The following is a 12,165-nucleotide window of genomic DNA, read 5'->3' on the forward strand; positions in this document are numbered from 1 at the left end:
CATTCACTTATTCTTCCCAAACTTTAACTTCTTTCATTACATCACCTTGACGCATGTTTAATACTGTTTCAATACCGCTTGTTACTTTACCGAATACAGTATGTACACCATCTAAGTGTGGCTGTGGCTCATGAACGATAAAGAATTGGCTACCGCCTGTGTTACGGCCAGCATGAGCCATAGAAAGTGATCCTACAAGGTGTCTATGAGGATTTCCATCAGTTTCACATGGGATAGAGTAACCTGGGCCACCCGCACCTGTTCCTGTTGGGTCTCCACCTTGGCTTACGAAGCCAGGAATAACGCGGTGGAATGTCACACCATCATAAAATCCTTGCTCTGCTAGTTTTTTAAAGTTTTCTACTGTTTTTGGTGCCTCTTCTGGGAAAAATTCCAAATCGATTTTTTCACCATTTTCCATTACTATGTATCCTAAAGTTTTCATACGTATATGTCTCCTTTCAACTATCTCAGCACTATATTACCACATTCATGACTAGAAACAAAAAGAATCCGACAATCTACATACTTCTTTTTTGAAATGTGGAAAAAGCTAGGTGACAAATAAGAAATATATACTATAATAACTGTGTTGCCCGAAAATTTTAGAAAGAGAAAGGGAGCGATTTTTCGTGAAAACGAAATTACTAGCTCTGCTATTAGCTGTAGCAGTATTTATTATGCCAACAGCTTCGTTTGCAGACATCATCGAAGGAGAATCAATTGTTACACTAGGAGAAAACTTGTCTGAACAACAAAAACAAGATCTGTTAAAAGAAATGAAAGCACCAAAAGATGCTACAATTATTACTGTGTCTAATGCGGAAGAACATAAATTTCTAGAAGGGATTGTTCCAAAAGCGCAAATTGGTACGAGAGCAATTTCCTCTTCTATGATCACATACACAAAGCCAGGTTCTGGTCTCATTGTACGTTCAAAAAACATTAATTCAATAACAGATGCAATGTACACAAACGCACTTATTACAGCAGGTGTGAAAGATGCAGAAATTCAAATTACTGCACCATTTAAAGTTTCTGGAACTGCTGCTTTAACTGGTTTAATGAAAGCCTATGAGACAACATCAAACAAAGCAATTCCTGAGGAAGTAAAAAAAGTAGCCAATGAAGAAATGGTGCAAACATCCCAGCTCGGCGATAAAATTGGTGAAGAAAAAGCAGTTCAACTTGTTGCGAAAATTAAAGAAGAAATTGCGAAAGAGCAGCCAAAAACGACTGAAGATTTACGTTCATTAATTAAAAAAATTGCGGATCAACTTGGTATTACATTAACGGATGAACAGTTAGATAACTTAGTTGCTCTATTTGATAAAATGAAAAATCTTAACATTGATTGGAATCAAGTTGGCAGTCAGTTAAATAAAGCAAAAGAACACGTTTCTGCCTTTTTAGGATCTGAAGAAGGGCAAAGTTTCCTAGATAAAGTGAAAGATTTCTTCTCAAGTATCATTGATTTTGTTAAATCGTTATTCAAGTAAAAAGAAGCTCGCTAGTAGCGAGCTTCTTTTTTATACAAGTAACGGCAATTTCATAATAGCTTCTTCAACCGAACGAACAATATGATTCGCTTTCTCCTTCACATATGGATGAGCATGGTGCAGAGTAAATGAATGCGGGGTTACTTCAAACATAGAAATATCATTGAAAGAATCTCCAATGCATGCAACTTCATTTGCTTCAATTTGCAAATGTTCCATTAGTCGTCTTAAAGCACTCCCTTTACTTACTCCCCTTGGCATAATGTCAACATAGCGTTTACCAGACATAAAAACTTCCGCTTCATTCTGAAATGTATCTCGTAATTCTTGATCTAATGCTTCAATTGTCTCTTCTTCCCCAAAAACAAACAATTTCGCAGGATGTACAGTTTTACCAAATTCCTCTTCTAACGCTTCAATTTCAGCGATATGCACGCCCATATACGCTTCAAAATTATGGTGATGTTCATTCTTCCTTTTTGTATATCGCTGCTCATTTGCACAAACAATATCCGCTAGTCCTTTTTTATGTATATATCGATATATTTCCTGGGCAACCGTATTTTCAAAACTCGATTCATAAAACAAATTCCCATCCGGAAGTAACATTGTCGCTCCATTTAAGCCAGTTGTGTAATATGGGAATTCAAACCTATTTACGACTTCATCAATTCGATGAGTAAAGCGGCCTGAGGCAAAACAAATATTTGTCCCTTTTTCAGCTAACCAACAAATTGCACGTTCATCTTCTTTTTGCATATGATTTACATCGTAAACGAGCGTGTCGTCTAAATCACTTACAAATAATTTAATCATGTCCTCTTCCCCTTCCATACACAATATCTACTCTAAGTGTACACAAAAAATGTTTGATTTTTGTTAAAAAACAATAAATTTTTGCTAAAAAAATAAACGGGTTTATAATCCCGTTTATTTTTGTCTTTTTACATTTTGAGGTCTTACAATACTTGGTCGTACTTTTAAACTAGACATCGTCGGACGGAGTAGAATTTTTGTTAATGCGCCCCAATCAAATGGTAAAAACGGCCATAAATAAGGGGTTTGCAAACTTTTTATAGACGTTAAAAATAAAATCAATATCGTCATACCAATTACAAAGCCCATCTCATGGAAGAGACCTGTTAAAATAATAACAAATAATTTTCCAACCTTATTCCCTAGCCCTAATTCATAGCTCGGTGTTGCATAAGCACCGATCATAGAAACTGCTACATACAAAATAACTTCTGGTACAAACAAACCTACATCGATTGCTATTTGACCAATTAATATGGCAGAAATTAATCCTGCTGCTGACGATAACGGCGTTGGAGTATGAATGGCTGCCATCCTTAAAAATTCAAGTCCTACTTCTGCCATTATCACCTGTAATAAAATTGGTAAATGTGTCATCTTAGTCGGTCCAATAAAAGCAAGATTTTCTGGTAAAAGAGTTGGATCAAATACAAACACTAACCAAAACGGTAGTAAAAACAAGGAGAATAAAACACCTAAAAAGCGTACCCAACGTAAAAATGTTCCGACAGCTGGATTTTGTCTAAACTCTTCTGCATGCTGTAAATGATGAAAATATGTTGTTGGCGTAATCATAGCACTCGGTGATGTATCAACTAGTACTAGAACATGTCCTTCTAATAAATGATTTGCTGCTACATCCGGTCTTTCTGTATATCGAATAAGCGGGAATGGATTATAGCTTTGCTTTACAACAAATTCTTCCACTGTTTTATCCGCCATCGTAATGCCATCGATATCGATGTTATTTAATTCTTGTTTTATAATCTTTACTAAATCTGGATTTGCAACATCTTGTACATATGTAATACAAATATCCGTTTGCGATCGATCCCCTACTCGAATAATTTCATTTCGAAGACGTGGATCTCGAATTCTTCTACGAATTAACGCTGTATTTACAACGATATTTTCAACAAATCCATCCCTCGCACCGCGTACTACTTTTTCAGTATCTGGCTCTGTCGGTGTTCGTCCTGGATAGCTACGAACATCTATCACGAACGCTTCTGTTTCGCCTTCCACAAATATAACAATAAGCCCTGATAACGCTTGAAGCATTACTTCATCCATCGTTTTCACTTTACTTACTTGCTGATGAATTAAACGATTCTCTAAAAGCTTTACAGTATCTTCTTCAACATCCCTTATTTCATTCGTATCCACAGCTTCTTCTAAAATAGGAATAATATAATTTGTATCACAAAGTCCATTTACGAATAACACTGCAATTTCTTTATTCAAAATTTGAAATTTACGAATACCAACATCAAATGTGACGCCTAATCCAGCCGTTTGTTTTAAATAATTTTCATTGTCACTTATGAAAGTTGAAATCGGAATATCTATTTTTTTAGGCTTCGTCATAAAATCCACTCCTTTCCAAAATTAACTGAATTGCTTTTTTCGTAATTGGTGAGCCTCTCTCCCATTCATCGTTTCCACACATCTTACCAATATCACCCACACCAACAATGACGGGAACATTCAAATCATCTAAACAATAAATTGTATCTCCGCTAATTCTGCCAATTTCACCATCTGGAAGTCCAAATTTATCAACACCATATTCCGTTAAATTCCCGTTCCGATCTACACTTACATCTACACGTGCCCATTCCCAATGGTGTGTATTAGACGCTACTGCCAAAATCCCAAGTACATCAATTTGTTTATGCGTGGCTACATATTTTAAAGCTTTTTCACCAGATCCTTCTCCAATAAATCCACTGTCATCAAACATGACAAATACAGGGTCATATGGCGTTTGCATAATAAGCTCAACAACTTTCTTCCCTGTCAATTTGGTTGGATTACTTTGTGATGCTGAAATACACCTTCCCCCAAATTCCTTCGTTAAAAGCTCAATTGTTCGCTTTGCATATTCATCTCCATCTGTGACCAAAACAACCCTTCGTCTCATTTGATTTATCCTTTCGGTTTACATATAAGTGCTACAAAAAATGAAAATAATATTGCTGCTGAAATACCTGCAGACGTTAAACTAAACATACCCATACCAATCCCTATATATCCGTGTTTCTCTGCAGCATGCATTGCCCCGTGTAATAGGGAATGTCCAAAACTTGTAATAGGAACTGTCGCCCCAGCACCAGCAAACTTTATAAGCTTATCGTACAATCCGAATCCATCTAAAACTGCTCCTATCACTACAAAGGTAGCCATTAAATGGGCTGGTGTTAACTTTGCGAAATCTAACAATACTTGCCCAACTACACAAATAGCGCCTCCTACAAGAAATGCATATATATAATCCACAATTCACTCTCCCTTCACTCTCTCAAATACGACACCATGTGCAATTGTTGGAATTGTTTCTTTTTGCTGCATCATCATCGGGCTTAATAACGCACCAGTAGCAACGACAAAAATTCGTTGTAAATTCCCTTTTTGCATCTCGCTTAATAAATGACCATATGTGACAACAGCTGAACAAGCACAACCACTACCACCAGCAAATACTTCTTCTTGACCGGGATCATAAATCATTAATCCGCAATCGTTATATATATGCCCAATATCATAACCTTCTTCCAGTAACAGTTGTTTCGCAATTGGTGTCCCAATAGCTGATAAATCACCGGTAACAATCAAATCGTAATCGGCTGCACTTCTCTTCAAATCCTCAAAATGTTGCTGAATTGTATGAGCTGCAGCAGGTGCCATCGCCGATCCCATATCTAAAGGGTTCGCAATTCCTAAATCTTGCACTTTTCCAATCGTAGCCGCCTTGATTTTAATGGCACTTTTTTCTTTACTAATTAATATGGATCCCGCACCTGTAACAGTGGAATTTGCTGTTCCTGGTTTTTGTCCCCCATACTCTGTTGGATAACGAAACTGTCTTTCAGCTGTTGCATTATGACTACTTACCGTCGCTAAAACACGATTTGCGAATCCGCCATCTATAAAGGCTGATCCGACCGCTAAAGTCTCCATCGAGGTCGCACAAGCACTAAACATGCCTAAAAAGGGAATTCCCCACTTACGCGCAACGTAATTTGCTGTTACTGTTTGATTTAATAAGTCACCCGCTAAAAAGAAATCAATTTGTGATGTTTCTACATTTGCTTTTTGCATGACTTGTTGAATAGAATCTGACATTAATCTTCGTTCCGCAAGCTCCCAGTTTTCCTCTCCGCAATGTAAATCATCATATGAAATATCAAATTCCTTTCCAAGAGGGCCTTCAGCTTCTTTTGGACCGACGGCAGTACCGGTTGCATTCACATAAATATCATTTTGAAATACCCACGTTTGTTTTCCTGTCAACCTCATACTAGCCCCTCCTTTAAGACATAAAAATTTTAAAAGTATATCTTATTAACCCAATAATGTACGCACCGACAACACCAAAAACGATTACACTTCCCGCTAGCTTAAACATGTTTGTAGCAACCCCAAGTACAATTCCTTCACTCTTATGCTCTAGCGCAGCACTTGCCATAGAATTCGCAAATCCCGTAACAGGTACGGCCGAACCTGCTCCAGCAAATTGACCGATTTTATCATATACACCACAACCTGTTAAAATCGCCGATAATAGTACAAGAGTTGCGACTGTTGGATTCCCTGCCTCTTGTTCACTAAAATGAAAATAATGTATATAAAATTTCATCAATACTTCTCCGATTGTACAAATGAATCCACCTACAAAAAATGCCTTAACACAATTTATAAAATAATTTGGCTTCGGATGGTATTCCTTCACTTTATTTACGTAATCGTCCTTTAGTTTTCGCCCTGTCATTTATATATTGCCTCCTACTTTACGAAATAAATCCAGTGAAACAACGAGCCTATTACTTTTCCAAGTACAAGAGCAACGAGTAAAACAACAATCTTCCCCTCTACCCCTACTCGTTTCGCTAAAATAGGTAGAACATTTAACACTTCCGTTAATGCGGCAGCGAGCATTCCAATGAATGTACCACAAAATATTCCTAATATAACAAGCCAATATTGCGATGTTTGAAATGTAATGTTTTTCAAACTACACCAAGCTCCTGTTAATGTACCTGCAATAACTGCCCACTCAAAATATTGAATGTGCTTTCCACTTCTCGTTAATTGAGCTAGACGAGGGATTATACCAAGTACAGCTAAAAACGCAACATATCCGCTACCTACAGCAATTCCTCCTGCTAAAGCAATTAAAATAACGAATCCAGACTCAATCATCGGTAAGTTGTTTCATATTATCCTTGTTTTCATGAACAATTACATATTGGTCAAGTGATTGCTGGTATTGGAACATCTCCACTTCTAACGGACTCGGCTCTTCATTAATACGCTTTTGAAATACATGATTAAAAAATAAAACCATGCCTAGCCCAAGACCTAATGAATAAGGAATTTGAAATAAAAGTGGTTGCGCCTTAAATTCTCCCGTAATCATGTAATATAACCGTTGGTGCACTTGTTGCATGCTTACATCTTCATGAAAATATATGATGGCAAGAGCTGCTCCAATGAAAAGTAACAACCATACAAGTCCGAAAAAAATCGGATGTACTTTCTTTTTTTCATATATAATTTCAACAAGAGTTTGTCCAGAACCGAGTAAATTAATTTGTATATGAGCGGTTTTTCGCCTAATAATCTCAATTATTTTCATAACATCAATTACAACATGCGTTTTATCACGCGCTGTAATTTTATAAATTACCTCATCCTGTAACGACTGAACTACTGCAGCATCTCCGGCAAGTTGAGCAACATCTCCCAGCTTTACTTCATACGTAGGAGAAACTTTTAATCGATTACGCATTTTAATATAAATTGTTTGTTCCAATTTCCATTCACCTCTTCACTCTTCCTCGTAGTTGTAGTATGGTTATTCAATTTTTTTCTAATACAATTTTTTCATAAAAAAACATCTGTACCATTTCGGTACAGATGTTTTTTAGTTTATGCTTTTTTCTTAAATAAATTTGCAATGCTTAATGCGAGCCCTCCCCAAATGACTACTATTCCAATAACCATCATCATAATCGCTGATCCACTCATTATGAAACACCTCGATCTTTCCATTCTTTTTCAAGCTTAGCAGAATCTGAATGTATTTGTGCATTCCATTTCTTTAAACTAATGATTAGCGCAATGATAAGGAACGCTGCTGCAATTGACCAACCATATGTTACGACAAACTCCGTTGGGTAACCTCCATAGTTCTTTTTAATATTTTGGATTGTACCATCAATTAACATGTACCCTAACATAAGCGGAGTAATAACGAGTAAACTCACTCTCCAAAACGTCCCTAACTTAATATCAGATACGAAGTTTGCGTGATTTTGATAAACTGGTAAACGACGTAAAATGAGTCCTATCGTAACTACTTCCGCTAGAGCAATTGTAATTAATCCGAAGTTATTAGCGAAGTAATCCACAACATCTAGGAACATAAGCCCGCCACGTGTCGCAAAAACGAGAGAAACGAGTACGAGAAGCGTCCCCATAATTCCAATTGTTTTTTGGCGACTTAAGCTGAACTTTTCAGATACAGCAGCAAAACATACTTCCGCAAGCGAGATGAGGGATGTAATTCCGGCAACCGTTAATGATAAGAAAAATAATACGCCAAATAAAGGTGACATCGGTAATTCGTTAATAATTTGCGGGAATACTACGAACGCAAGCCCTACACCAGCACTTGCCACTTTATCAACTGGTACTCCCATATTATTTGCCATAAATCCAAGAGCCGCAAAGACCCCAATCCCTGCTAATAATTCAAATCCTGAGTTTGCAAATCCAGTAATAAAGGCATTATTTGTTGTATCTGAGTTTTTCGGTAAATAACTAGAATACGTAATCATAATTCCAAATGCTAAAGATAAGCTAAAGAAGATTTGACCGTAAGCAGCAAGCCATACTTTTCCGTCAAAAATACGACTCCAATCTGGTTTAAAGAATGCATCTAATCCTTGCATTGCACCTTCCATCGTCACTGCACGAACTACGATAATAAGGAACATAACAACTAGTAAAGGGATGAAAATACGGTTCACAACTTCGATTCCTTTTTTAACTCCTTTAAAAGCAACACCAAGCACAATAATCCAAACGAGAGCTAGTGGAATTAATACTTCCGGTACGAGCCCTCCAAACTGTCCCGGTTTATCTGCAACATGTAAATACTCTTTAAATAAAAATGATTCCGTATCTTTCCCCCATGCGCCAGTAATTGCAAAATACGTATATGAAATAGACCAAGCAATAATTACTGCATAATATGTTGAAACGATAAATGTTACACACATTTGCCACCAACCGATAAATTCAGCACGCGGATGAATACGGAAGAACGTAAGTGGTGCTGAACCACGGTGACGGTGCCCAAGAGCAAATTCAAACGCCAATAATGAAATACCAGTCGTTAATAATGCGAATAAGTACGGTAAAAAGAATGCGCCTCCCCCATTTTCATACGCCGTATAAGGAAAACGCCATATGTTTCCTAATCCAACGGCAGAGCCGACCGCTGCAAAAATGAATCCAGCCCTCGTTCCCCATTGTTGCCTCGTTTCCATATTTCCTTCCCCCTTTGTGACAAGTTCATAATTGGATTATATTTTAAATTTACTAAATTATCAATAAATTCTGTTAATTTTTAAGAAAGTTTACAATCTCCTCCTATTAAAGTCATAAAAAAAGATCGAATAGATAACTATTCATCTATTCGATCTTTCATCTGTTTTAATATTTTCTTTTCAAGTCTTGAAACTTGCACTTGCGAAATACCTATTCGCTCTGCTACTTCTGATTGAGTTTGGTCTTTATAATAGCGTAAATATACAATTAAACGCTCTCTCTCATCTAATTCTCTAATTGCTTCTTTTAAAGCAATTTTATCAAACCATTTCGTTTCAGATTGATCTGCAATTTGATCTAAAATAGTAATTGGATCTCCGTCGTTTTCATACACCGTTTCATGTATGGATGAAGGGGCACGACTTGCTTCTTGCGCCAGAACCACTTCCTCTGGCGTTAGTTCTAACGCTTCAGCTACTTCATTAATCGTTGGAGCCCTTCCGAATTCTTTCGAAAGCTCATCTCTCATCTTTCGAATTTTGTTTCCTGTTTCTTTTAAAGACCTACTTACTTTCACTGATCCATCATCACGTAAAAATCGTTGTATTTCGCCAATAATCATGGGAACTGCATATGTTGAAAATTTCACGTCGAAAGATAAATCAAATTTATCTACCGATTTTAAGAGTCCAATACATCCAATTTGAAACAAATCGTCTGGTTCGTATCCGCGATTAAGAAAACGTTGCACAACCGACCATACGAGACGCATATTACTTTGAACAATTGTATCTCTTGCTTGTTGATCTCCATCTTGACTTTTTTGAATTAACGCTTTTAGCTCGTGGTCCTTTAACTGAGGTTTCTTCTTCTCATTTTTGACCTCTATGTCCATAGGCTATTCTCCTTAATTGCATAGAGCGTTACTATTTGATAAGTATTTTGTCAAATGGATTGTTGTCCCGAAAGATTCGTTTGAAATAACTTCTACTTCATCCATAAAATTTTCCATGATAGTAAATCCCATTCCGGAACGCTCTAATTCAGGTTTAGTTGTAAAAAGGGGTTGTCTCGCTTCATCTAAATTAAAGATACCAATCCCTTCATCTCGAATCGTGAGTTTCACCATTGCTTCTTCCAAAATTACAGAAATATAAACAACACCTTCTGCATTTCCTTCGTACCCATGAATAATTGCATTCGTAACCGCTTCTGACACAACTGTTTTAATCTCTGTAAGTTCTTCCATCGTAGGATCTAGTTGTGCAATGAAAGCAGCTACTGTAACGCGAGCGAACGATTCATTTTGACTTAACGCTGAAAATTGAAGGTTCATTTCATTTCTCATTTATGCCACCCCCAACGTCGCGAGCGCATGCGCTTCACTTTCTTCTAAGCGAACAATTTTAAATAAGCCCGACATTTCAAATAAACGTTTAACAGGCGGTGAAATTGCACAAACAACCATTTCTCCACCTAATCCCTTTACATGCTTATATCGGCCTAATATAACACCTAAACCAGAACTATCCATAAACGATAAGTTCTCTAGGCTCAAAACAATATGATGAACACCATGTGTCTCAATCATATCTGTTACTTTCGTTCGCAACTCTTCAGCAGTATGATGATCTAATTCACCCGCTAGCCTCACACATAGGACGTCACGTTTTACTTCTAATTGCATGGAAAGACTCACACGATTTCCTCCTTATGCTCAAACTTTACTCATTTACATACATAAAGATTTTCGTGATACAACATAAGAATCCTTCCTACTGACAAAAGAAGAACTATTTCGCCATAAAGTGAAACCATTCAGCAATTATTTACTTACATACGAATAGAAAAGCGGCAAAATATTTGCCGCTATTTTGATGTTGAAAACATCCCAAAACTTCTTTTAAATAACTCCCACCAGCTCGCTGCAGCAACATCTTCTTTTGCTACAATTGTTTGTTTTAATAAAACATCTTGATCTTTTTTTATAACAAGTGTACCAAGCGCATCGCCCTTTTTAATCGGCGCTTTCACTTTCTTTTCAGCAATTACTTCTTGCTTTACCTTGTCCATATTTTCGCCCTTCTTCATAAGAAGAGATACATTATCTGACGCAACTAAATCTACTTTTTCTTTTTTCCCTTTTCCTACTTGGACAGTCTTAATTTTTTCGCCTCGTGTATACAATTTCTTTGTCATATATTGACCAAATGCGTAGTCAAGAAGCTTCGTTACTTGATTGTTCCGTTCTTTCGATGTAGGTGCTCCCATAACAACTGAAATAACACGCATCCCATTCTTTTCAGCCGATGCTGTTAAACAATATTTTGCTTCTGTCGTAAAGCCCGTTTTTACACCATCTACTCCAGGATAAAAACGCACTAACTTATTCGTATTAACGAGCCAAAACTTCTTATCCGTATCTTCACGTAAATAGTCTTCGTATTTTCCTGTGTATTTGCGAATAAGTGGGTACTTCATCAATTCTTTCGCCATTATAGCCATATCATTTGCTGTGGAATAATGATCTTTAGCCGGAAGACCTGTCGGATTTTGAAAATGAGTATTTTTCAGTCCTAAATCTTTCGCTTTTTTGTTCATCATATTTACAAAACCTTCTTCTGAACCAGCGATATGCTCTGCTACTGCAACAGACGCATCATTTCCAGATGCAATTGCAATACCCTTTAGCATTTCATTTACGGTCATCTCTTCTCCAGGCTCTAAAAAGATTTGTGATCCACCCATTGAAGCTGCATGCTCACTTGCTCTCACTTTATCGGTCAGTTTTAGTTTTCCTTTTTCAACTTGTTCCATAATTAATAGCATTGTCATAATCTTCGTCATACTAGCAGGCGGTAATTTCTCATTTGGATTTTTATCAAACAAAACTTTACCTGTATCTTGTTCAATTACGATTGCTGACGACGCTTGTTCTGCTAACTTCGGCGTTGTTTCTTCTGTTTTATCCTGCTTCGTCTTCTCAGATTGTGCGAAACTAACTGAAGTACCAGAAAGCAATAACATGAAACAAACAAGTATTCCAAAAACTCGCTTCATGACTAACCCTCCA

General features: G+C 37.0%; 16 protein-coding genes. 1 reads left to right on the top strand and 15 read right to left on the bottom strand.

Going from position 1 to position 12,165, the window contains the following annotated elements; all coding sequences use genetic code 11:
• Window positions 1–7: 7 nt before the first annotated feature.
• Window positions 8–445 (bottom strand): peptidylprolyl isomerase, encoded by a 438-nt coding sequence (locus PQF83_RS10945; RefSeq protein WP_000853792.1) that lies wholly within the window; start codon window positions 443–445, stop codon window positions 8–10.
• 187 nt (window positions 446–632) lie between these two features.
• On the opposite strand from PQF83_RS10945, the gene PQF83_RS10950 reads away from it, so the two are divergent.
• Window positions 633–1,499, top strand: a complete 867-nt coding sequence (locus PQF83_RS10950) for a DUF1002 domain-containing protein (RefSeq protein ID WP_000850502.1) — start codon at window positions 633–635, stop codon at window positions 1,497–1,499.
• Window positions 1,500–1,529: 30 nt separating this feature from the next.
• Here PQF83_RS10950 and PQF83_RS10955 read toward each other — a convergent pair whose 3' ends face one another.
• The 14 genes from PQF83_RS10955 to dacF form a co-directional block, all read right to left on the bottom strand.
• Window positions 1,530–2,333, bottom strand: coding sequence for a Cof-type HAD-IIB family hydrolase (locus tag PQF83_RS10955; protein WP_001998169.1), 804 nt, complete (start codon window positions 2,331–2,333; stop codon window positions 1,530–1,532).
• 96 nt (window positions 2,334–2,429) lie between these two features.
• On the bottom strand, window positions 2,430–3,902 hold the full coding sequence (gene spoVAF, locus PQF83_RS10960; RefSeq protein ID WP_000165580.1) for a spore germination protein SpoVAF: 1,473 nt from the start codon (window positions 3,900–3,902) through the stop codon (window positions 2,430–2,432).
• Window positions 3,889–4,458, bottom strand: coding sequence for a stage V sporulation protein AE (locus PQF83_RS10965; protein WP_001254415.1), 570 nt, complete (start codon window positions 4,456–4,458; stop codon window positions 3,889–3,891). The genes spoVAF and PQF83_RS10965 overlap by 14 nt, the downstream gene beginning before the upstream one ends.
• 5 nt (window positions 4,459–4,463) lie before the next feature.
• Window positions 4,464–4,814, bottom strand: a complete 351-nt coding sequence (spoVAE, locus tag PQF83_RS10970) for a stage V sporulation protein AE (protein WP_000384637.1) — start codon at window positions 4,812–4,814, stop codon at window positions 4,464–4,466.
• A 3-nt stretch (window positions 4,815–4,817) separates the two neighbouring features.
• The gene (gene spoVAD / locus PQF83_RS10975; RefSeq protein WP_001241148.1) at window positions 4,818–5,834 is read right to left on the bottom strand and encodes a stage V sporulation protein AD; all 1,017 of its coding nucleotides are present in this window, start codon (window positions 5,832–5,834) and stop codon (window positions 4,818–4,820) included.
• A 13-nt stretch (window positions 5,835–5,847) separates the two neighbouring features.
• On the bottom strand, window positions 5,848–6,306 hold the full coding sequence (spoVAC, locus tag PQF83_RS10980) for a stage V sporulation protein AC (protein WP_000147735.1): 459 nt from the start codon (window positions 6,304–6,306) through the stop codon (window positions 5,848–5,850).
• A 14-nt stretch (window positions 6,307–6,320) separates the two neighbouring features.
• The gene (gene spoVAB / locus PQF83_RS10985; protein WP_000572932.1) at window positions 6,321–6,737 is read right to left on the bottom strand and encodes a stage V sporulation protein SpoVAB; all 417 of its coding nucleotides are present in this window, start codon (window positions 6,735–6,737) and stop codon (window positions 6,321–6,323) included.
• Window positions 6,730–7,350, bottom strand: a complete 621-nt coding sequence (gene spoVAA, locus PQF83_RS10990) for a stage V sporulation protein SpoVAA (protein ID WP_000438355.1) — start codon at window positions 7,348–7,350, stop codon at window positions 6,730–6,732. The genes spoVAB and spoVAA overlap by 8 nt, the downstream gene beginning before the upstream one ends.
• 116 nt (window positions 7,351–7,466) lie before the next feature.
• A complete protein-coding gene (locus PQF83_RS10995) occupies window positions 7,467–7,565 on the bottom strand; it encodes a methionine/alanine import family NSS transporter small subunit (protein WP_000016826.1) in 99 nt (32 codons plus the stop codon).
• Window positions 7,565–9,091, bottom strand: coding sequence for a sodium-dependent transporter (locus PQF83_RS11000; protein WP_000450064.1), 1,527 nt, complete (start codon window positions 9,089–9,091; stop codon window positions 7,565–7,567). Before PQF83_RS11000 ends, PQF83_RS10995 begins: the two co-directional genes overlap by 1 nt.
• Before the next feature lie 137 nt (window positions 9,092–9,228).
• Window positions 9,229–9,987 (bottom strand): RNA polymerase sporulation sigma factor SigF, encoded by a 759-nt coding sequence (gene sigF, locus PQF83_RS11005; protein WP_000350729.1) that lies wholly within the window; start codon window positions 9,985–9,987, stop codon window positions 9,229–9,231.
• Window positions 9,988–9,999: 12 nt separating this feature from the next.
• Entirely contained in the window at window positions 10,000–10,440 is a 441-nt protein-coding gene (gene spoIIAB, locus PQF83_RS11010; RefSeq protein ID WP_001243400.1) for an anti-sigma F factor, read from the bottom strand.
• Window positions 10,441–10,791 carry an anti-sigma F factor antagonist gene (gene spoIIAA, locus PQF83_RS11015; protein ID WP_000059133.1) on the bottom strand — a complete coding sequence of 117 codons (351 nt, stop codon included), beginning with the start codon at window positions 10,789–10,791 and terminating at the stop codon, window positions 10,441–10,443.
• Between the two features lie 170 nt (window positions 10,792–10,961).
• The gene (gene dacF, locus PQF83_RS11020) at window positions 10,962–12,152 is read right to left on the bottom strand and encodes a serine-type D-Ala-D-Ala carboxypeptidase DacF (RefSeq protein ID WP_000831986.1); all 1,191 of its coding nucleotides are present in this window, start codon (window positions 12,150–12,152) and stop codon (window positions 10,962–10,964) included.
• Between the last annotated feature and the right edge of the window lie 13 nt (window positions 12,153–12,165).

It is taken from the genome of Bacillus sp. FF-1 (assembly GCF_028548245.1).
GTDB lineage: Bacteria > Bacillota > Bacilli > Bacillales > Bacillaceae_G > Bacillus_A > Bacillus_A paranthracis.

Coding starts and splice junctions, on each gene's coding strand:
- spoVAD (WP_001241148.1), bottom strand. CDS start 5,834: ATGAGGTTGACAGGAAAACAAACGTGGGTATTTCAAAATGATATTTAT.
- spoVAB (WP_000572932.1), bottom strand. CDS start 6,737: ATGATTGAGTCTGGATTCGTTATTTTAATTGCTTTAGCAGGAGGAATT.
- spoVAC (WP_000147735.1), bottom strand. CDS start 6,306: ATGACAGGGCGAAAACTAAAGGACGATTACGTAAATAAAGTGAAGGAA.
- PQF83_RS10945 (WP_000853792.1), bottom strand. CDS start 445: ATGAAAACTTTAGGATACATAGTAATGGAAAATGGTGAAAAAATCGAT.
- sigF (WP_000350729.1), bottom strand. CDS start 9,987: ATGGACATAGAGGTCAAAAATGAGAAGAAGAAACCTCAGTTAAAGGAC.
- spoVAF (WP_000165580.1), bottom strand. CDS start 3,902: ATGACGAAGCCTAAAAAAATAGATATTCCGATTTCAACTTTCATAAGT.
- spoIIAB (WP_001243400.1), bottom strand. CDS start 10,440: ATGAGAAATGAAATGAACCTTCAATTTTCAGCGTTAAGTCAAAATGAA.
- dacF (WP_000831986.1), bottom strand. CDS start 12,152: ATGAAGCGAGTTTTTGGAATACTTGTTTGTTTCATGTTATTGCTTTCT.
- PQF83_RS10955 (WP_001998169.1), bottom strand. CDS start 2,333: ATGGAAGGGGAAGAGGACATGATTAAATTATTTGTAAGTGATTTAGAC.
- PQF83_RS10995 (WP_000016826.1), bottom strand. CDS start 7,565: ATGAGTGGATCAGCGATTATGATGATGGTTATTGGAATAGTAGTCATT.
- PQF83_RS10965 (WP_001254415.1), bottom strand. CDS start 4,458: ATGAGACGAAGGGTTGTTTTGGTCACAGATGGAGATGAATATGCAAAG.
- PQF83_RS11000 (WP_000450064.1), bottom strand. CDS start 9,091: ATGGAAACGAGGCAACAATGGGGAACGAGGGCTGGATTCATTTTTGCA.